The sequence below is a fragment of the Roseibacterium elongatum DSM 19469 genome, from assembly GCF_000590925.1.
Classification (GTDB): domain Bacteria; phylum Pseudomonadota; class Alphaproteobacteria; order Rhodobacterales; family Rhodobacteraceae; genus Roseibacterium; species Roseibacterium elongatum.
Genome location: NZ_CP004372.1, coordinates 2689534 through 2710197 on the forward strand (window position 1 = coordinate 2689534; position 20664 = coordinate 2710197).

At 66.3% G+C, this 20664-nt stretch carries 24 protein-coding genes and 1 pseudogene; 12 read left to right on the forward strand and 13 right to left on the reverse strand.

The window, feature by feature from the left end; all coding sequences use genetic code 11:
* Position 1 precedes the first annotated feature (1 nt).
* Positions 2–1603: a sodium:solute symporter gene (locus ROSELON_RS13070; RefSeq protein WP_025312802.1), complete on the reverse strand. Its 1602-nt coding sequence runs from the start codon at positions 1601–1603 to the stop codon at positions 2–4.
* A gap of 64 nt (positions 1604–1667) precedes the next feature.
* A complete protein-coding gene (locus tag ROSELON_RS13075; RefSeq protein WP_025312803.1) occupies positions 1668–2693 on the reverse strand; it encodes a sodium:calcium antiporter in 1026 nt (341 codons plus the stop codon).
* 111 nt (positions 2694–2804) lie between these two features.
* Here ROSELON_RS13075 and ROSELON_RS18225 point away from each other — a divergent pair, with 111 nt between their 5' ends.
* Genes ROSELON_RS18225 through ROSELON_RS13095 form a run of 4 tightly spaced genes read left to right on the forward strand, consistent with a single transcriptional unit; the run spans position 2805 to position 4960 of the window.
* Positions 2805–2993, forward strand: a complete 189-nt coding sequence (locus ROSELON_RS18225) for a hypothetical protein (RefSeq protein WP_156945942.1) — start codon at positions 2805–2807, stop codon at positions 2991–2993.
* Complete coding sequence (locus ROSELON_RS13085; protein ID WP_025312805.1) at positions 2990–3760, forward strand: trehalose-phosphatase; 771 nt, start codon at positions 2990–2992, stop codon at positions 3758–3760. The genes ROSELON_RS18225 and ROSELON_RS13085 overlap by 4 nt, the downstream gene beginning before the upstream one ends.
* Positions 3761–3798: 38 nt before the next feature.
* Positions 3799–4011: a hypothetical protein gene (locus ROSELON_RS18230; RefSeq protein WP_156945943.1), complete on the forward strand. Its 213-nt coding sequence runs from the start codon at positions 3799–3801 to the stop codon at positions 4009–4011.
* Positions 3986–4960: an AI-2E family transporter gene (locus ROSELON_RS13095; protein ID WP_025312807.1), complete on the forward strand. Its 975-nt coding sequence runs from the start codon at positions 3986–3988 to the stop codon at positions 4958–4960. The genes ROSELON_RS18230 and ROSELON_RS13095 overlap by 26 nt, the downstream gene beginning before the upstream one ends.
* A 113-nt stretch (positions 4961–5073) precedes the next feature.
* Here the strand turns inward: ROSELON_RS13095 and ROSELON_RS13100 are convergent, their stop codons facing one another.
* Positions 5074–5457 (reverse strand): hypothetical protein, encoded by a 384-nt coding sequence (locus ROSELON_RS13100; RefSeq protein ID WP_084613880.1) that lies wholly within the window; start codon positions 5455–5457, stop codon positions 5074–5076.
* Positions 5458–5600: 143 nt separating this feature from the next.
* Here ROSELON_RS13100 and ROSELON_RS13105 point away from each other — a divergent pair, with 143 nt between their 5' ends.
* Complete coding sequence (locus ROSELON_RS13105; protein WP_025312809.1) at positions 5601–7082, forward strand: Do family serine endopeptidase; 1482 nt, start codon at positions 5601–5603, stop codon at positions 7080–7082.
* 103 nt (positions 7083–7185) lie between these two features.
* On the opposite strand, the gene dps is transcribed toward ROSELON_RS13105, so the two are convergent.
* From dps to ROSELON_RS13120, 3 genes are all read right to left on the reverse strand, one after another.
* Complete coding sequence (dps, locus tag ROSELON_RS13110) at positions 7186–7668, reverse strand: DNA starvation/stationary phase protection protein Dps (protein WP_025312810.1); 483 nt, start codon at positions 7666–7668, stop codon at positions 7186–7188.
* 155 nt (positions 7669–7823) lie between these two features.
* Positions 7824–8474, reverse strand: a complete 651-nt coding sequence (locus ROSELON_RS13115; protein ID WP_025312811.1) for a potassium channel family protein — start codon at positions 8472–8474, stop codon at positions 7824–7826.
* 6 nt (positions 8475–8480) lie between these two features.
* Positions 8481–9977: a TrkH family potassium uptake protein gene (locus ROSELON_RS13120; protein WP_245605348.1), complete on the reverse strand. Its 1497-nt coding sequence runs from the start codon at positions 9975–9977 to the stop codon at positions 8481–8483.
* A 146-nt stretch (positions 9978–10123) separates the two neighbouring features.
* Here ROSELON_RS13120 and ROSELON_RS17860 point away from each other — a divergent pair, with 146 nt between their 5' ends.
* Together ROSELON_RS17860 and ROSELON_RS13130 are read left to right on the forward strand one after the other, a co-directional pair.
* The gene (locus ROSELON_RS17860) at positions 10124–10291 is read left to right on the forward strand and encodes a YqaE/Pmp3 family membrane protein (protein ID WP_038650423.1); all 168 of its coding nucleotides are present in this window, start codon (positions 10124–10126) and stop codon (positions 10289–10291) included.
* Positions 10278–10679, forward strand: coding sequence for a DUF4112 domain-containing protein (locus ROSELON_RS13130; protein ID WP_407059659.1), 402 nt, complete (start codon positions 10278–10280; stop codon positions 10677–10679). The genes ROSELON_RS17860 and ROSELON_RS13130 overlap by 14 nt, the downstream gene beginning before the upstream one ends.
* Before the next feature lie 332 nt (positions 10680–11011).
* On the opposite strand, the gene ROSELON_RS13135 is transcribed toward ROSELON_RS13130, so the two are convergent.
* Positions 11012–11506 carry a PRC-barrel domain-containing protein gene (locus ROSELON_RS13135; protein ID WP_025312814.1) on the reverse strand — a complete coding sequence of 165 codons (495 nt, stop codon included), beginning with the start codon at positions 11504–11506 and terminating at the stop codon, positions 11012–11014.
* Between the two features lie 232 nt (positions 11507–11738).
* Here ROSELON_RS13135 and ROSELON_RS13140 point away from each other — a divergent pair, with 232 nt between their 5' ends.
* On the forward strand, positions 11739–12788 hold the full coding sequence (locus tag ROSELON_RS13140; protein WP_038651602.1) for an AI-2E family transporter: 1050 nt from the start codon (positions 11739–11741) through the stop codon (positions 12786–12788).
* A gap of 14 nt (positions 12789–12802) precedes the next feature.
* On the opposite strand, the gene ROSELON_RS13145 is transcribed toward ROSELON_RS13140, so the two are convergent.
* The 5 genes and pseudogenes from ROSELON_RS13145 to ROSELON_RS17585 form a co-directional block, all read right to left on the reverse strand.
* Positions 12803–13771, reverse strand: coding sequence for a YihY/virulence factor BrkB family protein (locus ROSELON_RS13145; RefSeq protein ID WP_025312816.1), 969 nt, complete (start codon positions 13769–13771; stop codon positions 12803–12805).
* 154 nt (positions 13772–13925) lie between these two features.
* On the reverse strand, positions 13926–14879 hold the full coding sequence (locus ROSELON_RS17580; protein ID WP_025312817.1) for a DUF3618 domain-containing protein: 954 nt from the start codon (positions 14877–14879) through the stop codon (positions 13926–13928).
* 68 nt (positions 14880–14947) lie between these two features.
* Positions 14948–15283, reverse strand: a pseudogene (locus tag ROSELON_RS19230) (phage holin family protein); the annotation flags it as partial.
* Positions 15283–15801 carry a hypothetical protein gene (locus ROSELON_RS13155; protein ID WP_156945944.1) on the reverse strand — a complete coding sequence of 173 codons (519 nt, stop codon included), beginning with the start codon at positions 15799–15801 and terminating at the stop codon, positions 15283–15285. The gene ROSELON_RS13155 and the pseudogene ROSELON_RS19230, both read right to left, overlap by 1 nt.
* A 97-nt stretch (positions 15802–15898) precedes the next feature.
* Positions 15899–16330, reverse strand: coding sequence for a DUF2383 domain-containing protein (locus tag ROSELON_RS17585; protein WP_198020758.1), 432 nt, complete (start codon positions 16328–16330; stop codon positions 15899–15901).
* A 106-nt stretch (positions 16331–16436) separates the two neighbouring features.
* Between ROSELON_RS17585 and ROSELON_RS13165 the strand changes: the two genes are divergently transcribed.
* The 4 genes from ROSELON_RS13165 (at position 16437) to ROSELON_RS18465 (ending at position 18871) form a co-directional block, all read left to right on the forward strand.
* Positions 16437–16697: a DUF7218 family protein gene (locus ROSELON_RS13165; RefSeq protein WP_025312820.1), complete on the forward strand. Its 261-nt coding sequence runs from the start codon at positions 16437–16439 to the stop codon at positions 16695–16697.
* Between the two features lie 72 nt (positions 16698–16769).
* The gene (locus tag ROSELON_RS13170) at positions 16770–17726 is read left to right on the forward strand and encodes an amidoligase family protein (protein WP_038651616.1); all 957 of its coding nucleotides are present in this window, start codon (positions 16770–16772) and stop codon (positions 17724–17726) included.
* Positions 17723–18475, forward strand: coding sequence for a gamma-glutamyl-gamma-aminobutyrate hydrolase family protein (locus tag ROSELON_RS13175; protein WP_025312822.1), 753 nt, complete (start codon positions 17723–17725; stop codon positions 18473–18475). The genes ROSELON_RS13170 and ROSELON_RS13175 overlap by 4 nt, the downstream gene beginning before the upstream one ends.
* 228 nt (positions 18476–18703) lie before the next feature.
* Positions 18704–18871 (forward strand): hypothetical protein, encoded by a 168-nt coding sequence (locus ROSELON_RS18465; RefSeq protein ID WP_198020759.1) that lies wholly within the window; start codon positions 18704–18706, stop codon positions 18869–18871.
* Positions 18872–18944: 73 nt separating this feature from the next.
* On the opposite strand, the gene ROSELON_RS13180 is transcribed toward ROSELON_RS18465, so the two are convergent.
* Positions 18945–20660, reverse strand: a complete 1716-nt coding sequence (locus ROSELON_RS13180) for a sensor histidine kinase (RefSeq protein ID WP_217520164.1) — start codon at positions 20658–20660, stop codon at positions 18945–18947.
* Positions 20661–20664: the final 4 nt, after the last annotated feature.

The following is a 20664-nucleotide window of genomic DNA, read 5'->3' on the forward strand; positions in this document are numbered from 1 at the left end:
CCTACCAGAACCAGATGATGAAGCCGATGGTACACACGATCAGCAAGCCGGCCCAAAGCGTGCGGTCCTGCCAGATCGGGCTTTCCCATTGCTTGAAGATTTCGCGCGTGTCGGCGGCGGACCAGACCAGTTCCTCGATGTTTTCCTTGTCCTGAGTGCGCGTCAGCGCCGAGATGCCAAAATGCGTTACGAGGCCGATGCACATCATGATCGTGGACATGATGGTGTAGTGAATTTCAGGCAGGCCCAGATCGGACCAGATGCCGGTCACTTCCTTCAGGATGAACAGCGGGATACCCACCACGAGGCCCAGGATGATCGTCCAGAAGGCGCCGTTGCCGTTCAGCCAGGGCACGAAGAGGCCCACGATATACACCACCACGATGGTCGGGATAATGTAGCTCAAGGATGACTGGAAATAGCTGAACAGGCTTTCGAAGCCGGCGATCGACGGGGCGTAGATGGCGCCGAACACCATCACGATGCCGGTCACGATGCGGCCCAGCCAGACCTGACGCTCCTCGCTGACATCCCAGATGGGTTCGACGAAATCCTTCACCACCAGCGTCGAGGCAGAATTCATGGCACTGTCGAGCGACGACATGATCGCGGCGATCAGGGCCGCCATGATCAGCCCGCGCACGCCGATCGGCATCAGTTCGAAGGCAAGCGTGGGAAAGGCGAGGTCGGGCGTCTCCAGTTCGGGATACAGCTTGAGCGCGATGACGCCCGGGATGATCATCAGAAAGATGTTGGGCAGTTTCAGGAACCCGGCAAACAGCGCGCCGATCTGACCTTCCTTCAGGTTCTTGGCACCCAGGGTGCGTTGCACCACGAACTGGTTGATCGTCCAGTAGTAGAAGCCCAGCAGCACGACGCCCCACAGGCCCGTCCATGGCAGAAAGTCGTCATCGGCGGGCAGGATCAGGTGCTGATGGCCTTCGGGCACGTCGACGAACAACTCCTGCCAGCCGCCGATCTCGTCCAGGCCCAGCCAGAAAAGGATCGCCGCCCCCACGATGAGCAGGATGGCCTGCACCGTGTCGGTCACCACGACGGCGGACAGCCCGCCGAGAATGGTGTAGATGCCCGCCACAAGGGCCAGTACGGCCACCGCGGTCCACAGGTTGAGATACCCCGTCACATTCGAGATCACGAGACCGCCCGCATAAAGCGCGCCGGCCGTATCGATGAACAGGATTGCCAGAATGGTGAAGATCGAGAAGGCGCGCCGCGAGCGGACGTCATAGCGTTCTTCCAGGAATTCTGGGACGGTCGAGATCTTGGCCTTGAGAAAGGACGGCAGAATGAAGATCGCGAACAGGATCAGAACAAGCGCGGCCGTCCACTCATAGTTGAAAATGACGATGCCGTTGGCATAGGCGCCGCCCATCAGGCCCACGAAACTGGAGCCCGACATGTTCGAGGCAAACAGCGAAAACCCGATCAGGTACCAGGGCAGGGCGCGTCCGGCGAGGAAATAGCCATCTGCGCCTTCCTCGTTCTTGCGCGAGACATAGACCCCATGCGCGATCACCCCTAAAAAATAAACGATTACAATTGTATAGTCGATCCAGTGGAGGTCGAATTTCGCATCGCCCATGGGACATCTCCTTACCGTCGGTGTCATGGTGCTAACCGCAGGACCCGCCTTGGGTTCCTTTGCGTCAGAGCGTCTGGATCGCGATGGCGCCGCCATAGATGAGCAGCATCGCGGCGCTCTCCAGCCCGATGCGGCCCGGACCCGAGCGTTCGCGGTAGATCAGACCCAGCAGCAGGACAGCACTCATCAGGAGCGCGACCGACAGCCAGAACAGGTCGCCTGACCCGACCGCGTGAAAAAGAGACCCGTCGCGATACCCGATGTCCGAAATCGTCAGGAACAGGATGTCGAAGGTGTTTCCGCCGATGATGCCGCCAACCGCCAGTTGCAGGGCCCCGCGCCGTACGGCGGCAAGGGTCGTGACAAGCTCCGGCAACGAGGTCACGACCGCTGTCATCAGCGCACCGACGACCGACGAGGACAGCTCGTATCGCGCGATGACCACGCCCGCCAGTTGCGCCACGATCCAGCCAGCCACGCCCATGATGCCCATGAGCAGAATGAACTGCACGATCAATCCGCGCGCGGGCTGGGACGGGTCGTCGCCGTCGTCGGGCTCGTCGGGCCTTGTGTCGGGCGTGTCGACCGGGTGCCACATCGGCTCTTGCCGCAATCGGGCGGTGGCCACGACGCCGATCGCGTAGGCCCCCACCAGCACCAGCGAAGCCGGATGGACCGCCCAGATCGTGAAGGCCGGCGCACTGAAGGCGACAAGCGGAACCGACAGGAGCAGCAGAAGCAGCCCGCATTGAAACACGTTGGCAAGTTCGGCGGCCGCATGTTCGAGATTGGCGCGCCGATACAGCATGTCGGCCAAGGCAAGGAATGCCGTCTGAGCCGCTATGCCGCCGATGCCGTTCGAAAACGCAAGAGAGGCATCGCCCGACAGCGCCGAGGTCAGCGAGACGATGGTGCCCGAGAACGAGGTTGCCGCCCCCAGCAACACGCCGCCGATCACCGCCTCGCCCCATCCGGTGCGGTCCGCGATGCGGTCGGCCAGCCCCGTCATGCGCAGGCCGCAGACGAGAATGACCAGCGCCGCAGCGGCGCCGACAGCGATCAGAAGGGGAAGCGACAACGCAGCGAACATGATCCGTCAACGCCGCAGGGGGGCTGCCGGGTTCCCCGCGCCCTGCAAAAACGGAACCGGGCGTGTCCCGGCGCGTTCGCCCCGCAACTGTCCTTCAAGCGGGTGATCCCCATGATCCAGACTGCCGTCTTCTTGCCGATTGCCGGGCGCGTCGCGGCGGTGCCGGTCGTCGCCACCGCGCGATTGCGCAAGCACGACAGGCCCGTTTTCACCCGTACCATCCCCGCGATGCGCCTGACGCGCCATGACGCACGCACACGACATGCGCGCAAGCTCGTGCAGTACGGAGCATCTGCATGACCCCTGAACTTGACACAGGTGCCGGCGCCCTTGGCGATCTGAGGCCCGATAGCACGGCTGTTTTTCTCAATTTCGACGGTGTGCTCGTCGATCTTTCGCCGGTGTCCGATGCGCCGGGCATTTCCGATGTGCTCGTCTCTCTGCTGGCGGTGCTGGACTCCGAGACATCCGGGGCCTGCACAATCGTGTCCGGGCGCACGGTCGAGGATCTTCGACGCCATCTGCCGCTGGTGCCGCATGCCGTTATCGGCAGCCATGGGGCCGAAGGGTATTTGCCCGGCGCACCGGCCTTTCGGCACGCGATGATCGGATCTGACGCGGTGCGGCGTCTGCAGGACAAGGCGGGCCGGGCCGAGGGCCTCTTTGGTGTTAAGGTCGTGCGAAAGCCCACGGGAGTCGTGCTGGATCATGGTGCGAGTCGCCAACACGAAACCGCGCTTCGTCAATTCGCAACCGCCCTCGTCGCCGAGTTCGACGGTTTCGCGACGATCGAAACGACATCCGGCATCGAGGTTCGACCAAGCGGGCTGGGCAAGGACAAGGCCGTTCAACGCGCCATGGCGCTGCCCGCCTTTGCGGCGCGTCGGCCGGTCTATTTCGGCGATGACAGCACGGACGAGCCCGCGATGGCCTGGGCCATGAAAAACGGCGGGCGCGCCATCAAGGTGGGTCCCGGCAAGAGCGTCGCGCCACATCGCCTCTCCGGTCCGTCGGATGTGCACGAGACCCTGGCCCAATGGCTCGAGACCAGATGGAGGACCGCATGACCCGAGGCCCCGTTGCATCCTGTACAGGGGAAGGTGACATGGCGCAGACCGACACCCATCGGCCCGTCGCGCTGTCACCGGCGGCGTGGACGCGACCGCACCCCGCGCAGAGGCGACGCCGTACCGTTGCCTTCGGCCTGGTCGCGGCGATCCTGGCGATCATGGCCTTTGGCGCGTTAAAGGCGCTTGCACCGGTGGCCATCCCGGTCATTTTTGTCAGTCTTCGTGACGCTGGCGATCCTGCCGCTTGACCGCGCCTTGGCCTCAAGACTGCCGCGCAGGATGGCGTGGCTGGGTCGTACGGGGGTGCTGCTGCTGCTTCTTGCGGGCCTCAGCCTGTTTCTGGGCGGGCTTGCATTTTCCGTCGCCGAGATCGCGACGAATGTGCCTGCCGTGCCGGATGAGATGGACGACATCCTGCCCTCGGCACCATCCGACGGCCAGCTTGGCACCGTCCTCGCGCAGCTGCGGGACGCAATCGGGGCTCAGGCGGCGTCGCTGGCAGATCAAGCCGTCAGCATGGCAACCACGCTCGCGCAGGGCATATTGGGCGCCATGGGCGGGGCCTTTGCCGGGCTTGTGCTGGTGGTGTTCCTGATCCTGCTCGCGCTCAGCGAGGCCCCGAGCTGGGAAGGCAAGCTCGACACACTTGCCGCCGGTGGCCCGGCGGCAGGCGGGTCCTGGCGGGATGTGACGCAATCGCTGGGCCGGGCGCTCAGGCGGTTCTTCGCCACCCGTGCGGTCGTCGGGGTCATCTCGACGGTCGCCTACACTTTGTGGCTGTTGCCTTTTGGACTCGATCTGTTGCTGGTCTGGGCGATCCTGGTGTTCCTGATGAACTTCATTCCCAATATCGGGGCCTTCATTTCGGGCGTGTTCCCGACGGTTTACGCCTTCCTGACGCTCGACCTGGGCACGGCGCTTCTGATCGGGGCGGGACTTGTCGTGATCGAGCAGGTGATGGGCAACTGGATCGACCCGCGCCTTCAGGGCAACCGGATCGCGCTGTCGCCACTGGTCATTCTGGTCGCGGTCGTGTTCTGGGCGTGGGTCTGGGGCGTGGCGGGCGCGTTCCTCGGCACGCCCATGACGCTGGCGATCATGATCCTGTGCAATGCGGTGACGCCACCCAGGCCGGTGGCGCTGCTCTTGTCGAACCGGACAACCCATGCCGAGCTTGATGCAGCCCTCGGGGCCTGAGGTGCGGCGAATGCCCTGCGAACCCGTGCCCGTCGGGCGGCTATCCTGCAAAAAAAAGGATCGCCTTCGATCGAGGAAGGCGATCCATGGTGCTTTGCCGATATCGGGCCGCGTCAGAAGAGCAGCACGAAAATGCCCGCAAACAGGGCTGCGATGCCCAGAATGACGATCGCGCGCGTCCAGGTGTCGGTGCGGCCGGCGCTTGGCCGGGTGCTGTGGGTGGGCGCGTCTGCGGCGCCCGCATCGCCGGGACCCACGCGCACATCATGCTGGCCGGTTTCGGCGGCATGAACGACATGGCTACGGGCGGGCTCGGTCCGGGCCGCAAGGGGCACGGCGGCGGGGGTTCCGCTTTCGCTGTCGGTTTCACGCGGGGCTGCGGCGGGCTCTGTTTCGCGCCGGGCACGGTTTTCCTGCACCAGCTGCTCGCGCGTCTTGGGATGGGTCGTGGGCGCCGCGTCGGTGTCGGGCGTCCATGCTGCGTCATGCTTTGCCATGGTGACCTCCATTGGTTGCCGTTGCGGGATCAACGTGGCAGCGCCGCCGATGTTCCGGCCCGGACGGGCGCGGCGCGGAACCGCGCCGGCGCCATGGCGTTTCTCTTCTATCCGTTGCGAGCAACGAAAGGAGCTGAACGCATATGGAACGAACGCCACTCAACCTCTTGCGCATTGCGCCATCGGTCGCCCTGGCCGCCCTGTTGAGCACAGGCCTGCCAGCGGGCCCCGCGCCTGCGCAGGACAGCGGTTTCGACGCCCCCGCCGATTTTTCCCAGATGGTTAGCGAGCGCCTTCCGGCGGTCGTGGGCATCCTGTCAACCGGACCGGCCCCCGAGGCGACGACCCAAGCCATGCCGCAACTGCCGCCCGGGTTGCGCGAGTTTTTCGGCCGTCCGGGTCCGCGGACCGGCCCATCCGGCCCCCAGGGTCCCATGCGCAGTCAGGGGTCGGGCTTCGTCATCTCGTCCGACGGGCTGATCGTGACCAACAACCACGTCATCGACGGCGCCGAGCAGATCGAGGTCGTGTTGACCGATGACCGCCGCCTTGAGGCGACGCTTGTCGGCACCGACCCAGCGACCGACATCGCGCTGTTGCGCGTCGAGGGTGCCTCGGACCTGCCGAGCGTGAGCTGGGGCGAGTCCGACACGGTCAGCATCGGGCAATGGGTCGTTGCGATCGGCAACCCGTTCGGTCTTGGCGGGACGGTGACGGCCGGGATCGTCTCGGCCCGGTCGCGCGACATCAATGCAGGCCCCTATGACGATTTCATCCAGACCGACGCGGCGATCAACCGTGGCAATTCGGGTGGGCCGCTCTTTGACGCCTCCGGCGATGTCATCGGCGTGAACACGGCGATCTTCTCGCCGTCCGGCGGCAATGTCGGCATCGGCTTTGCCGTGCCCTCCGCCGTGGCCGAACGCGTCGTCGCGGAACTGCAGGATGACGGCCGTGTCGACCGTGGCTGGCTGGGCGTGCAGGTTCAGGCCCTCAGCGACAGGCTGGCCGCGGCCCTGGGCATCGAGCGCGCCGACGGTGTGCTGATTGCCGAGGTGAGCGATGACGGACCTGCCGCGCGGGCCGGGCTGGAACCCGGCGACGTGATCCTTTCAGTGGGGGGCGAGGCCATCGATGCGCCGCGTGCGCTGAGTTTTGCCATCGCCGAATTGCCCGTGGGCGAGCCGGTGCGCATGGGGTATTGGCGCGACGGTGTGCGTGAGGAAACCGAGGTGACGATCGGCCTGCGGGCCGCCGCGATCCTGGCCGACGACACCGCGCCTGCCGCCACTGCCCCCGAAGCGGCGCGCAGCGGCCCCAGCATCGGGGTAGCAGTGACACCGCTCTCGGGTGATCTGCGCGCCCGGAGCGGTATTCCCGCGGATGTGCGCGGCCTGTTCGTGCAAGAGGTCGCGCCGGGTTCCGCGGCGGCCGAGGCAGGTTTGCGCGCGGGCGATGTCATGGTCTCGGCCGACGCGGCGACGCTTGGCCAGGTGGACACGCTGCGCGATGTCATCGACCTGGCGGCGGGCGAGGATGGCCTGTTGCTGGTGCGGTTCTGGCGAGACGGGCGCTATGGGTACACACGTGTCGATATCCCCACCACGACGGCGACTGACGAGTGAGGCATCGCCCCTTCCCGGACACGACGCCAAAAAAGGCCGCCCTCGACGAGGGCGGCCTTTTCTTGTGCGAAATGCACTGGTGCAGACAGAGTGGAGCCAGCGGTTATGCGGCCTCGGCGTTCGCGCCGATGAACCAGGCATCCTTGTCGACCGTGCGGCTGACCTCGGTGAACAGGTCGGCGGTGTCCTCGTCGCCGGCTTCTTCGGCCACCTCCGCCGCTTCGCGGATGGCATTGCCCACTTCCATGAAGCGCTCCTTGAGATGGGCGATATGTTCCTGGATGTCCTGCAACTCCAGCGGATAGGCCTCGAGCGTTGTCTTGTCGGCGACGATCTCGACGGTGCCTTTGGCGTGGCCGCCCAGAATGACGGCGCGCTCGGCCATGGTGTCGGCGCTTTCGCGCAGACGGTCGGCAACATCGTCGAGCAGTTCGTGAACCCCGATGAAGCCTTTGCCCTTCAGGTTCCAATGCGCCTGTTTGACCGCCAGCGTCAGGCTGATGGTGTTGACCAGGTTGGCATTAAGCAAATCGACGATCTGGCTGCGGGTGTCCTGGTTCAGGCCTCCGGCGAAATTCGTTGGCATGAGGTGCCTCCGTGTTTTGCGATAAGATACGCATGTCTAACGCGCGCGGGGGCAGGGTGGTTCCGTCCGGTGCCTACGGCTTCGCCCATGTGTGACGCCCCCCCGACACCGCGCGCGCGATACGCACGACCTTGGGTGCGTCGCGGTTGGGCGGGTCAATCCTCGGCGAACATGTCGCTCAACGCGTCGAGGGCCTCGCGCGCCGCGACCATCAGGATGTGGTCCTCGGCCTGCAGGGTCGTCTCGGCCTCGGGCAGGTTTTCTTCCTCGTCCCGGATCACCGCCACCGCCCGTGCCCCATCGGGCAGGTCGAGATCGGCCAGCCGGGTGCCGTCCAGCCGCGCGGGCACATGCACCCGCTTCAGCGCCAGCTGGTTGTTCAGCGCGGTGTCGTGGTCCAGTTCCGCGCGATCCTCAAGCGCCTCGGCCACGTCCTGGGCGACCGTCGCATGCGGGTTGATGGCATCCTTGAGGTCCAGTTCCTCGCAGACCGTCATCAGTTCCGAGGCGACGATCTGCGGGATCACGCGGCCAAATCCGACCGAGCGCGCCACCAGACAGGCAAGGATGTTGTCCTCGGAGGCATTCGTGACGGCGACGAAGACATCGCGCTCGTCGCGCCAGACCTCGCGCAGGGTCGAGGGCATGGTGCCGTCGCCGGTCAGCATGCCGCAATCCAGCCGCTCGGCCAGGGTCTCGAGCCGCTCGCGGCTCTTGTCGATGATGACGACCTCATGTTCGGCTTCGATCAGCGTATCGGCGATCGCAAAGCCGAATCGCGAGGCGCCGAGAATGACGATGCGCATGGGTATCTACCTTCCCTTCATCCAGGTGCGCGGGGCCAGCAGCAACAGCACCGCGAAAAACTCCAGCCGCCCCAGCCACATTCCGAAGGTCAGGGACAGTTTCAGATCGTCGCTCAGATCCGGGCCGACGATTCCCGTCGACAGGCCCACCGTCGACAGGGTCGAGACGACCTCGAACAGGGCGGGCATGGCGGGGTGGCCATGGCCCAGCATGTGCATCCACAACACGACCAGTACGGCCAGATAGATACCGATCAGGGCCAGGATGCTGACCAATGTGCGGTCTTCGACCGGCTCGCCGTGGTGGCGCAGGGGGGCCAGGGCATTGGCGGGCAGGCGCGGGCGCTGCGCTGCGTGCAGAACGGCGCGGGCGACGATCCCCAGCCGCGCCAGTTTCAGGCCACCGGCGGTCGAGCCCACATCGCCGCCCGCCAGCATCGCGATCACGATGACCAGCAGCGCCGCGCCGGGCGGTGGCATCGCGCCGGTCGAAAACCCCGCCGTCGTCAGCCCCGAAATCAGGTTCAGCATCTCGGGATAGACCGATGCCCAGCTTCGCATGCCCCCCAGGTACAGCATCGTCGCATAGACCGCCCCAAAGCCCAGGATCGCCAAGAGGACCCGGCGGGCCGAGCCAATCGCCCAGGCCTCTTTGGGTTTGCGCTGCAGGATCAGAATGAAGGTCAGAAGCGAGATCGCGCCAAAGACGCAGGTCAGCATGACGATGCCCTGTCCGAGGGCGGAATACGAGGCCAGGCTGTCCGATCGTGGCGCGAACCCCGCCGTCGAGATGGCCGATAGCGTCAGGACGACCGCCTCGCGCGTATCGGGAATGGCCAACGCGGCCAAACCGGCCATCAGAGCGGTCAACCCGACATACACCCCCAGCAATTGCTGGGCCTGCCGCCGGGTCGAGGCGATGCGGTCGCCCTGGTCGATGCCTGCCTGGCCCAGTTTGCGCGCCGGCAGGCCCGAGGGCAGCAGCAGCGCCAGCACCGCCGTGGCCATCACCAAACCACCGCACCATTGCACCCAGGCTCGCAGGAAATGGCCCGCAAAGGGCCAGGCGTCGGGCGCGGCCGCGACCGACAGGCCGGTGGTGGTCGCGGCGCTGACGGCCTCGAACAGGGCGTCGAGCGGCGGCATGCCTAGCGACATGAAGGCGGGCACGGCCAACAGCGCGGACAATCCGAAGACGAGGGCGATGCTGACCAGCGCCTCGATCCCCCGCAGGTCGTCGGGCAGGGGCAGGCGCCAGACAATCCCGAACAGACCGAGGCACAGAACCGCCGGCAGGGCGAGCGACAGCGACAGGGCCATCTGCCCCTCGATCACGGCCCAAAGGGCGGGCGGGGCCAGCAGAAAGATGAAGATCGGCGCATGTTTGGCCAGCGTCAGGGACACGACGCGCAGCCGTGCGGCCTGCACCAGCGGCCCCGATCCGCCACGAAAGGCAGCAGCCCGTTTCACGCCCATGGCACTCGGGCCCCGGCGGTCAGCCACCGCGCGGTGCAGGGTGCATGCATATCATGGGCCGCAAACGCGCGAGCCGCCGGAAAGTTCCCGCATGGCCGGGCGATCGCGCGCCGGAACATCGCGCGCGCCCCGCGCGTTTGCCTGCTGTCACCCGTCACATGAAAGGAGACAAAATGGATATCCTGCGCATCATACTGGCCGTGATCCTGCCGCCGCTCGGCGTGTTCATGCAGGAAGGGCTTGGCAAGCATTTCTGGATCAACGTGCTGCTCACCCTTCTTGGCTACATTCCGGGGATCGTTCATGCCGTCTACATCATCGCCCGCCGTGCCCCTGCCTGAGCACGCACCCGAGCATGCCGCGCGTCTGGCGCGGCTCGACCGGCTGGCTGACCAGCTCGACGCGCGGTTCCGGTTCTTCGGGATCCGCTTCGGCTGGGACAGCATCCTCGGTCTTCTTCCGGGCGTGGGCGACGTGGCCTCGGCCGCGCCCGGTGTCTACATCATCACCGAGGCCGCGCGCATGGGCGCGCGGCGTCGCGTTCTGGCCCGCATGGGCTTGAACACCGCAGCGGATGTCGTGATCGGCGGCATCCCCGTTCTGGGCGATGCCTTCGACGTCGCCTTCAAGGCCAACCGCCGAAACATCGCGCTGCTCAAGCGCGAGATGGCGCGCGACAACCCCTATCTCGGTCACGCCGCCCGCGCGGGGCAGACCCTATCTGGCTAGGCGACCACGCTTGCCCACCGTGTCCCGCAAGGGCCCCTCGCACAAGCTGCGGGGGGCCTTTGTTCTGCGCGGCGTGTTGCGTCGCTCCCTCCTTGTCGGACGACGGAGGGCAGGGCGCGCGGGGCCCGCACCGGGATAGCGCCCCCCGCGCAGATTGATCGCCCGAACAGCCTGCCGCTTCGGCGTGGCGCGACGTGCTGTCGTCGTCGGATGCACGGGCTGGAAAAAAACGACCGACTGTGGCCCAAGCTGTTCATGTGCCGTCACCGGGGGTCATTGCACACGAAAAAAGGGGCCGCGAGGCGGCCCCTTCTTCCTGGCGGAGATCAGCTTCAGTTCCAGAAGCCTTCATCGACGCCTTCCATGTCTTCCAGATCTTCTTCGTTGAACCGCGTCACGTAGGTGTAGCGCATGTCGTCAACGGCCACGAGGTTCAGGTCGTCGATCTCGAGCATCACGTGCTTGTCGCCGATGTCGAGGAAGCCACCGATCTCGGCGATCACGCCGACGACTTCGCCGCTGTGGTTCAGGACGAGGTCTTCGATGGTGCCGATCTGGTTCCAGTCGGCATTGACCTCTTCATACATGAATTCGGGATCCCAGCCTTCGTCATCGGCCTGGTTCATGGTGTAGATCTCGCCGCCCGTGATGTCGCGGGTGCGGATCAGCTGGGCGGGGTCGGACATGTCCGTGCTGCCATGGCCTTCGGCCATCTGCATGGTGTCGTTTTCCATTTCCTCAGCGGTGACCGTACCTTCGGTCGATTGCGCAAAGGCCATCGGCGCGGCAACGAGAAGGGCGAGGGTGCTCGTGGTCAGAAACTTCATAACAAACCTCCTTTGGTTGGTTGCGTTGTGCCGGATCAACGAGGCAGGACCCAGCGGGTTCCGGGAAATCTGCCGAAAAGATGCGCTCTCTTCCGATTGACGTGGCGGAATGCGACCGCGCGCGCGGACCCTTCCGTGCCGCACGGGCGGGCCCCCGCGCGCGCGGAGAAAGGGGACAGGGGGAACCGGCAACGTCCCGCGGTTGTTGTCGATGCAAACGGAGGTTTCATCGATGACCCATCGCGCCGCGCAGACGCTGTTTCTGGGGATCCTCGCCACTGTGGCGCTTTTTTCGGCCTTGCGGCTGGGTCAGGGCATTTTCGCCCCGCTTCTGACGGGGCTGGTTCTGGGTATCGTCTGCGCGCCGCTGGCCAATCTGGTCGAGCGGACGGGCCTGCCGCGCACCTTGGCGGCGCTGATCGTCCTGGGGCTGCTGGTGTTGCTGACCATCGGTCTTTTCGTGGCCATGGGGCCCACCATCAACGAGGCCGCCCGCAGCGCGCCGGACATCTGGCGTGAAATGACCTTTCTTCTGGAAAACATCCGCAGCACCATGGCCGGTGTCGAGGATCTGCAGGAAACGGTGTCCGAGGCCCTGGGCGACGACGATGCCCAAGGCACGGCGGATGACGGCGGCGACGCGGTCTCGATCCCCGGAGTCTTCGATGCGCTTGCCCTGGCCCCGTCGGTGGCTGCGGCGCTGCTGATCTTTGCCGGGTCGTTCTATTTCTTCCTGCTCAGCCGCGCCTCGCTTTACGAAAAGGTCGAGCGGTCGATCCTGCCGTGGAACCGGCGTATGCTGGAACGCGCCGAGGCGCGGGTTTCGCGGTATTTCCTGACGATCACCCTGATCAATGGCACGTTCGGCGTTCTGATCTGGCTGGTCATGACGCTGGTCGGCCTGCCGCAACCGGGGTTGTGGGGGCTGGCGGCCTTTCTGTTCAACTTCGTGCTCTATCTCGGGCCGGCCGCGCTGGCCGTCGCCTTTCTGGTCGTCGGCATCCTGACCTTCGACGGTGCGATGAGTGTCGTGCCCGCCGTGCTTTATGTCTCGCTCAACATGACCGAGGGGCAGTTCGTGACACCGGCGCTGGTCGGCCAACAGATGAAGGTCAACCCGCTGCTGGTGTTCGTGTCGCTGGTGTTCTGGCTATGGCTTTGGGGGCCGATCGGCGGCATCGTGGCCATTCCGGTGCTGGTCTGGACGCTCTACCTGCTGGGACGCCTCGATTGGGAGCCCGAGGGCCAGGAAATGCCATCCCCCTTTCCCCGGATGCGCTGAAGGCCCGGGTCGGCTCAGGCATCGCCGGCATAGCTGTCGGCCTTGACGGCGCCGCGCGCGCCCATGGGGCGGTCGGGGCCGACGGTGCTGTCGTGCCGGGTCTGATGCTCCAGCTCGGCATCGACCACCGCGCCGAACAGCACCGCGAAGGCCGACAGCCACAACCACAAAAGCAGGACGATCACCCCGGCCAGCGCGCCGAAGGTTTCCGCATAGCTGCCCAGCGTCTCGACATACCAGCCAAAGCCCGCCGTGCCCGCGATCCAGAATGCACAGGCCAGAAGCCCCCCGGGAGCCAGCCAACGCCAGCGGGCCGCGCGCCGCGAGGGGCCGAACCGGTAGAGCGTCGAGAAGATCAACGCCCCCATCAGGAAAAAGAGCGGCCAGCGCGCGATCTCGGCGGCCATCGCAAGGGCGGGCCGATCGCCTGCCAGCGCCAGTATGGCGGGCAGGATCGCGAAAACGGCCAGCACCAGACTGAGCGTGATCAGCAGAAACAGCGTCAGCATCAGGGTCAGAGCCAAAAGCGCGAAAAACCCCCGCGCCTCCTCCTCTTCATAGGCCACGTTCAAGCCTGCCATCAGGTTCGCCACCCCCCGGCTGGCCGAGTAGATGGCCAGCGCCAGACCGGCCAGCGCGGCGAGGTTCAGGCTGGCCGATGCGCCGCCGGCCACATCGCGCACCTGTCCCAGCAGTATCTCGCGCGCGGCCGGGGGCAGGGCCGCGGTTCCGTTCTCAAGCGGGGCGATGATGTCGCCAGGATCGAGGATCAGGCCGGCCAGGGCCACCAGCGCAGTGATGCCGGGAAACAGCGCCAGGAGCGCGTAAAAGGCAACACCCGCGGCAACCAGTCCGATACGGTCGCGGCCCGTGCGCGTGATGACACGCTGCGCGGCCTGTTTCAGATCGGCGAGGCCGAACTGGCTGGGGCGGCGGGCGGTCTGTTCGGTGTGGGTGTCGCGGCTGCTGTCTGCCTGGGCCATGGCGGGTGCTCCGGTACAGGTTTCGGTGTCGTCACGTCAACGTCGCAGCGAAAGCACGGGTTCCGAGGGCCCGGAGGAGGGACGCACAAAGAAAGCCCCGACCATGGCTGGCCGGGGCTGTCACGTGCGGATGAGTCGACGGGGGTCGCGGCGGTCAGCTGACGTCGCCCACCCCTTGACGCTTGGCTTCGCGCTTGGCGGCGGCATGGACGCGGTCCACGGGGTCGTCTTCGCTCGGCGGGCCGTTGCGCAAGGTGTCTTTCACCGCCTCCTTGCCTTCCTCGACGGCGGCTTCGGCGACGTTGCGCAGTTTCGCCGTCTCTTCGCGAAAGATCCGGTCGGCCTCGTCCAGCAGCTGATCGCGATGCGCGCCCAGCGTGCGATTCTCGGCCGAGGTCCGCGGCAGGGCCGCCGCCAGGGCCGCGCCAACGCCAAAGGCGATGGCGCCGACCAGCAGCGGATTCTCGTTGGCGCCCTTGCGCACCGAGTCCGAGCCGCGCGCAATCCGCGCCTCGACGGCGTGCTGCACCTCGATGGCCTTCAGCCGCGCCTCGAGAACGCGTGCCTTCGCCGCGTCTGGCAAGGTGTCGAGCCCGTCATGCAGGCGGGCGCGCATTTCAGTGGCGCTCTGGCGCAGCCGGGCGCGTTTGCCCTCTGCCGCGTTGGTCGCTGCGGCACTGTCGTGGTAGCTGGTGTCAGTCATGGACATGATATCGTCTCCTTCCTGGTCTTGCTGGCGCATGGCGGCGTCTGCCGCAGCCACACGCGCGTCGAAACCGACCATCGGATCGGCGGCATCCGGCATTCCGGACGCCGTGGGTGTCTCGCGCCGGTCATAGGCGGCGCGCGTCGTCTGGGTCTGGGTCGGCGCTGTACCGTCGCGTGTGGTGCTGGCGAAAAGCCACGCCACCCCGGACCCGATAAGCGCAAGCGCCAGAGGGTTGTCGCGCACAAGCTCGGAGGCGTTGCTGGCGGGGCCGCGCAAACGGTCGGTCGCGCGCTCCACGATGGCCTCTGGCGACAGGCGCGCGTCGAGGGCGCGCAGCGATTGCACCAGCAGGTCGCGTTCTGCGGCGATTTCGCGCTCGATGGTGTCGGGGTCACGCATTGACGGCCTCCTTCGCCGCATCGGTGCTGCGGCGCAATTCGCGCAAGCTGCGGGTGGGGGCCGATGTTGGCAGGCTTGACGCGCCGGATGCCGATCGCGGCCAGGATGATCGCCACGATCAGACCCGCCCCGCCAATGGCCAGCGTCGCCCAGATGACATCCAGTCCGGTGGTCATCAGGGCCACGACGGCGGCCACCGCCAGCACATTCAGCGCGGTCAGCGCCAGAATGACGGCCACCACCACCAGCCCGGCGCCAAAGGCGGCGCGGTTCAGGTTCTCCGACACTTCGCTGCGCGCAAGGTCGAATTCCTTGCGCAACAGCACCGTGATGCGGGTCACGATATCGCTGATCAGCTCCCGCAACGGCGCGTCGTCGCCGGGATGCGAGGTGGGATCCGACATCACGACACCCCGCGATCATGGGGCGACAGGCCCGTCGTATCTGTATCGGCGCGCTCGGACGCTTTCAGCATGCGTCCGGCGGCAAAGCCCAAGAGCGCCGCGCCCCCAAAGAACAGCAGGGGCTGGCGGCGTGCGAAACTGGCCAGATCGTCGGCCACATGGGTCAGATCCGTATCGCGGATCGAGCGGGCGGCGTCACTCAGGTTGTCGGCCAGGCGCTCGGACGCGGCATGCGCAAACGAGCCCGGATCGAAACTCTCGCCGGCGTCGCGCAGGCGCGCGGCCTGATCCGAGGCGCGGGCGGCGGCCGCGTCCTTGGCGGCCCTGGTCTGCTCGGCAGCGGCCTTGCGGGCCGCATCGGCCACGCTGTCATCGTCGCTGTCGGCCTGCGCCTTCACGTCGTCCGGCGTCGGGGTGACGGTGCGGCGCTCGGGCGGGATGCTGCCACGGCCCTCCGGCGCTTGGGGGTTTGGTGTGTTGAGTTCGGCCATTTTCGTGCTGTGGGCTGACTTTGCCATTTGGCACACTCCTTTCATATCCGCCGTGGTCGGTCGAAACGGCGGTTTGTGGTCGGGTCTCTGGGGGACAAACCGGCGAACCGGCCCGCTGGTTCCCTCAATGGCGCTTGAGCGCGTCAATCTGGGATTTGAGCGTGTCGCGCTGATGCAGGAGCAGCTTGTGCAGTTCCGGGCGCGGCTCGGCCGTGTCGAGCGCCGCGTCATAGGAGGACAGCAGCCGTTCTTCCCCCGACACGATCTGCGGAATGGCCGACGCATCCAGCGTGCCGAGCCAGTCGCGCCCGGTGGCGACGGCCTGATGCACGGCCCCCATCATCGAGCCGGTATCCTCGGGGCGGCCGCCCATATTCTCCATCACCGTCAGCAATTCGGCGGCATGTGCCTCGTGCAGGGCGTGCAGCCTCTGGGCGACGGGGCGCAGCTCGACGTCGGCCTTGTCCTCCATCACCTCGTAGCCTCGGATGATGTCGGCGATATTCGTCGTCAGTTGCGACAGCGCGGCTGTCGGGTCGTGCGTGTCGATGGGCATGGCGGTCTCCTTTCGCGGGTACAACCCGCGTGTCGCGCCAGCGGTTCCAAGATGCGGAACATCCGCGCGGGCCGGTGCGTTTGCGGGACACGGAAAGGAGGCCGCCATGCCCAAGCAAATGCCCTCGATCAAGGACGAAGACACCTACGAAGCCCTGCGCGACAAGGGCTACGGCAAGACCAAGGCCGCCCGTATCGCCAACGCCCAGGCCAATGACGCCATGTCGCCATCGCAAAAGGGCGGCAAGGCGCCCCCCTATGAGGACTGGACCAAGGACGACCTGATGGAGCGCGCGCGCGAGTTGGACGTAAAGGGCCGGACGGACATGACCAAGGATGCGTTGATCGACGCGCTGCGGTCGCAATGACGCGCGGGGCGACGCTTTGGGCGCGGGGGAACCGGCCCGGTTCGCGCGGGTTCCCATCTCATGACTGATTTCATGAACACACCCGACTGGCCCACCGCGCGCGGCGCGGATGGGCAGCCTCGGCGACTTGGCGTCGAACTGGAATTCGGCGGCCTGACCGAAGACGCGGCGGCGCACATCATCCAGTCCGTGGCGGGCGGCACGCTCGGCGAAAATGCGCATAATGTCTGGCGGATCGACACCCCCGATCTGGGCCGATGCGAGGTCTATCTGGACACGCGGTTTCGCGAAGATGTGGCGCGCGCTGCGGGGGAGGGCGCCGTCGATCTTGCGCGACTCGTGGTCCCGGTCGAGCTGGTCACCGCGCCCTTCGAGCCTGCGCATCTGCCCGTTTTGAACGCGGTCGTCGACGCCCTGCGCGGGGCCGGGGCCACCGGGTCGCGGCAGGGCTGGCTGCTGGGGTTCGGCGTTCACCTGAACGTCGAAATCGCCGAAGCGACGCCCGGACATCTCTGGCGCATCGTCACGGCCTATGCGCTGCTCGAGGCCGAGTTGCGCCGCTCGTCCGGGATCGACCTGTCGCGCCGCGTTCTGCCCTTCGTTCAGCCCTATCCCGATGTCCTGATCGACGATCTGGCCGACAGTGAACCCGACAGCCTGTCCGCGTTGATCGAGACCTACCTGCGCCACGCGCCGACCCGAAATCATGGGTTGGACCTGTTGCCGATCTTTGCCCATCTCGCGCCGGATGCGGTCGCCGGGCGGCTGACGGACGGGACCGAGACCAAGCCCCGCCCCGCCTATCATTTCCGCATGCCCGACTGTCGTATCGACGAGGCGGGCTGGTCGATTTTCGAGCCGTGGTCGATGTGGCTGGCGGTCGAACGCCTTGCCGCGTCGCCAGAGCTGTTCGAGCGCCTGCGCAAGGATCGTGCGGAATGGTCCGGGCAACCCGCCCTGCAGCGGGGGCGCTGGTCTACACGCGTGCGGCGCCTGCTGGATGCCCCCGCGACGGAGGATGCCCGATGACCCGCCCGCTGATTGGCGTCACGGTATCGCGCCGCTCGGCCTGGCGCATCTTTCCCCTGATGGTGCTGAACCTGTGGCTGACCGGCGGACGGGCGGTGAAGTGGAAAACCGCTGCCGACGTGGATCTGGACGCCGTGGATGGCGTGATCATCGGCGGCGGCGACGATATCGCACCGACGCTCTATCACGGCACCTTGCAGGCCGAGGCACGGCTGGATCATGCCCGCGATGCGATGGAGCGCTGGATCGTCGAACGCGCCGTCGAGGACGGCATCCCCGTGTTCGGGATCTGCCGCGGCGCGCAGATGCTGAACGTCGCCTCGGGCGGCACGCTGCATCAGGATGCCTATGCCGTCCATGGCGGGCGACGCTATCGCACCATCCTGCCGCGCCGCACGGTCGAGATTGCGGCGGGGTCCAGGCTGGGCCAGATCGTGGGCGCGGGGGACATGCGCGTCAACGCGCTGCACAGCCAGTCGGTCGATCGGCTGGGCCGGTCGCTGCAGGTCTCGGCGCGCGACGGCTCGGGCATGGTGCAGGCCGTCGAACGTACGCGCGATCCTTATGCCCTGGGGGTCCAATGGCACCCCGAGCACATTTTCTATGATCGCCGCCACCGCCGGCTGTTTCGGGCACTGGTGACGGCGGCCATGGCCTATCGACGCGACCGGGCGCAGTTGCGCGATGTCGATGCGGTTCTTGAAAAAAATGTGCCCGGACACGGAACTTCGGCGCCGGCCGGCCGTTGACCCGGCATCAGGGCGCCCGTTCAGCCCCTGAATGCCGGGCGGCGTTGACTGTCCCCTCTTCCCACCGGCGTCGTCCCTCGTGAAGGCCGAGAGTGTTTGCCCCACTCTCGGCCTTTTTTTCGTTCCGCAGCGGAACATGGGGGCCGGACCCGCGTTTTTCCAACGAAGGCGCGCAGCACCCCAGACAGGGCGGCGCGCTGCCACACTCAGTCAAAGGAAACCGCATTCATGGATATCCCGTTTCTTATTCCGTCGCTTCTGTCGCTCGGCACCATTGGCGCCGTGATCGTTTTTGCCATCTGGTCGCGCCGCCGCACCATTGAGCGGATGGAGGATGACAACGCCCCCAAGTCGAGCTTGGCCAAGGACGGCCCGAGCCACCGCCGCGCCGACTGATGGGCGCCACATGACAAACAGGCCCGCCGGTTTGCCGACCGGCGGGCCTTTTTTCCGGGCGCGGGGCCGCACGTCAGGTCGCCGGCAGGCTTTCGAAGCGAAGCTCGAGGATATGGGCCGTCGTGCTGTGAACGATCTCGACCTCGCCGCCCAGTTGCGAGGCAAAGGACTGGATCAGACGGGCCCCAAGCCCGGTGCTGGTGGCGTCGCTGTCGTGGTGCAGCGCCGCGTCCTCGGCGCCGCGTGTGTTGCTGATGGAAAAGACGACCTCGTCGGCATCCTCCTTGCGCAGGGTGACGTCGATCGCGGCCCGACCGTGATCGTCGGGGGCCACGTATTTCACCGCGTTGGTCATCGCCTCGGTCGCCAGAAGCGACAAGGGCACGGCCTGGTCGGGGTCGAGGCGCACGGGGTGGAGATCGACGTTCACCTCGACGCGCGTACTGGCCGAGCTGACCAGATCCGCGATCCCCTTGATCACGTCATCGAGCAGGTGATCGGCCCGCACGCTTTGCAACTCGTTGTCGGTGTACAGCACCCGATGCACCGAGGACAGGCTCATCACCCGGTCCTGTACCCGCGACAGGATACGCCGCGCGTTGTCGTCCTGCACGCCGCGCATCTGCATGTTCAGGATCGACGAGATCAGCTGCAGGTTGTTCTTGACCCGGTGATGCACCTCGCGCAGCAGGGTTTCCTTTTCCCGGACATTCGCCTCCAACTGCGCGGTGTCGGCGGCCACGCGGTCGAGCAACGTGTTGTAGCTTTCCGCGATCGCCATCATTTCGGACGGGGCATCGGGAAGACTGACAAAGGCCTTGCCCGGCTTGTCGCCGCGATAGCGGCGCATCCGGGTGGAGAGCCGCGACAGGGGCTTGAGGATCAGGTTGTTCACGGTGATGTAGGCCACTGCCAAGCTGGCCAGCCACATCAGCAGAGGAAACAGCGGTACGGTTCGGCTCAGTGGGCCGACGCCCATGTCCATCGTGCCGGGTCGCCACAGACCCAGCACATAGATCTGCCCCCCGATCAGGGGCACCACGGCGGTGGGGCGGTTGAACCGGTGTCGCGCATCGGTCGCAACCAGCAGGCCGCGTGACGGAATTTCGAGCGCATCGGGCACCACGCCGCGCCGCTCGAAGGCGCCGAGGTCGTTCATGCCCGTGCTGGCGGCCAGAATCTCGCCCTCGGCGTTGATCAGCGCCAGCTCAAGGCCGTCGTCGTCATTGGCAAACAAAGTGGCCGACAGGGCATGGGGGATCGAAATTGCCTGGCCGCCCAACAGCTCCTGCGTCTGGCCGTCGAAAATCGGCACGAAGACGATATAGACCGAATGGCCCGAAACCTCGCCCGCGCGGCTGACATTCACCTGCGCGACGGGGTCGGCGACGAACTCTTCCCAATCGGGCCGGCCGCGGAATTCGACGGTTTCGCTGGCATTGTTGCACAGCATCACCCCATCGGCATTGACGAAACCGGCGAACACATAGTCGCGATGGTTCGCGACGAAATCGGCCATGATGGCCGCGCAGGTCGCGGGATCGTCGCGCAGGTTGGCCGCCGTCTCGCCAAGCGCATAGGCCGAGCCGAACGCGCGTTCCAGCAGAACTTGCTGTTCATCGGCGGCTTCCGACGTGCGCGAGACGGCATCGCGTTCGGCCAGACGCCGGGTTTCCTCGATCACCTGAACGGTCTGATACACCGCGATCACCCCGAGCGGCAGCAGCGCGATGCTCAGAAAGATCAGAAGCCGGGTGCTCAGCGACCGCGCCCAATGCCGTGGGCGCAATTCT

What these genes read in the sequence shown, in the direction of transcription:
- ROSELON_RS13070 (WP_025312802.1), bottom strand. Translation starts at nt 1,603, where the DNA reads ATGGGCGATGCGAAATTCGACCTCCACTGGATCGACTATACAATTGTA.
- ROSELON_RS13075 (WP_025312803.1), bottom strand. Translation starts at nt 2,693, where the DNA reads ATGTTCGCTGCGTTGTCGCTTCCCCTTCTGATCGCTGTCGGCGCCGCT.
- ROSELON_RS18225 (WP_156945942.1), top strand. Translation starts at nt 2,805, where the DNA reads ATGATCCAGACTGCCGTCTTCTTGCCGATTGCCGGGCGCGTCGCGGCG.
- ROSELON_RS13085 (WP_025312805.1), top strand. Translation starts at nt 2,990, where the DNA reads ATGACCCCTGAACTTGACACAGGTGCCGGCGCCCTTGGCGATCTGAGG.
- ROSELON_RS18230 (WP_156945943.1), top strand. Translation starts at nt 3,799, where the DNA reads ATGGCGCAGACCGACACCCATCGGCCCGTCGCGCTGTCACCGGCGGCG.
- ROSELON_RS13100 (WP_084613880.1), bottom strand. Translation starts at nt 5,457, where the DNA reads ATGGCAAAGCATGACGCAGCATGGACGCCCGACACCGACGCGGCGCCC.
- ROSELON_RS13105 (WP_025312809.1), top strand. Translation starts at nt 5,601, where the DNA reads ATGGAACGAACGCCACTCAACCTCTTGCGCATTGCGCCATCGGTCGCC.
- dps (WP_025312810.1), bottom strand. Translation starts at nt 7,668, where the DNA reads ATGCCAACGAATTTCGCCGGAGGCCTGAACCAGGACACCCGCAGCCAG.
- ROSELON_RS13115 (WP_025312811.1), bottom strand. Translation starts at nt 8,474, where the DNA reads ATGCGCATCGTCATTCTCGGCGCCTCGCGATTCGGCTTTGCGATCGCC.
- ROSELON_RS17860 (WP_038650423.1), top strand. Translation starts at nt 10,124, where the DNA reads ATGGATATCCTGCGCATCATACTGGCCGTGATCCTGCCGCCGCTCGGC.
- ROSELON_RS13135 (WP_025312814.1), bottom strand. Translation starts at nt 11,506, where the DNA reads ATGAAGTTTCTGACCACGAGCACCCTCGCCCTTCTCGTTGCCGCGCCG.
- ROSELON_RS13140 (WP_038651602.1), top strand. Translation starts at nt 11,739, where the DNA reads ATGACCCATCGCGCCGCGCAGACGCTGTTTCTGGGGATCCTCGCCACT.
- ROSELON_RS13145 (WP_025312816.1), bottom strand. Translation starts at nt 13,771, where the DNA reads ATGGCCCAGGCAGACAGCAGCCGCGACACCCACACCGAACAGACCGCC.
- ROSELON_RS17580 (WP_025312817.1), bottom strand. Translation starts at nt 14,879, where the DNA reads ATGCGTGACCCCGACACCATCGAGCGCGAAATCGCCGCAGAACGCGAC.
- ROSELON_RS13155 (WP_156945944.1), bottom strand. Translation starts at nt 15,801, where the DNA reads ATGGCAAAGTCAGCCCACAGCACGAAAATGGCCGAACTCAACACACCA.
- ROSELON_RS17585 (WP_198020758.1), bottom strand. Translation starts at nt 16,330, where the DNA reads ATGCCCATCGACACGCACGACCCGACAGCCGCGCTGTCGCAACTGACG.
- ROSELON_RS13165 (WP_025312820.1), top strand. Translation starts at nt 16,437, where the DNA reads ATGCCCAAGCAAATGCCCTCGATCAAGGACGAAGACACCTACGAAGCC.
- ROSELON_RS13170 (WP_038651616.1), top strand. Translation starts at nt 16,770, where the DNA reads ATGAACACACCCGACTGGCCCACCGCGCGCGGCGCGGATGGGCAGCCT.
- ROSELON_RS13175 (WP_025312822.1), top strand. Translation starts at nt 17,723, where the DNA reads ATGACCCGCCCGCTGATTGGCGTCACGGTATCGCGCCGCTCGGCCTGG.
- ROSELON_RS18465 (WP_198020759.1), top strand. Translation starts at nt 18,704, where the DNA reads ATGGATATCCCGTTTCTTATTCCGTCGCTTCTGTCGCTCGGCACCATT.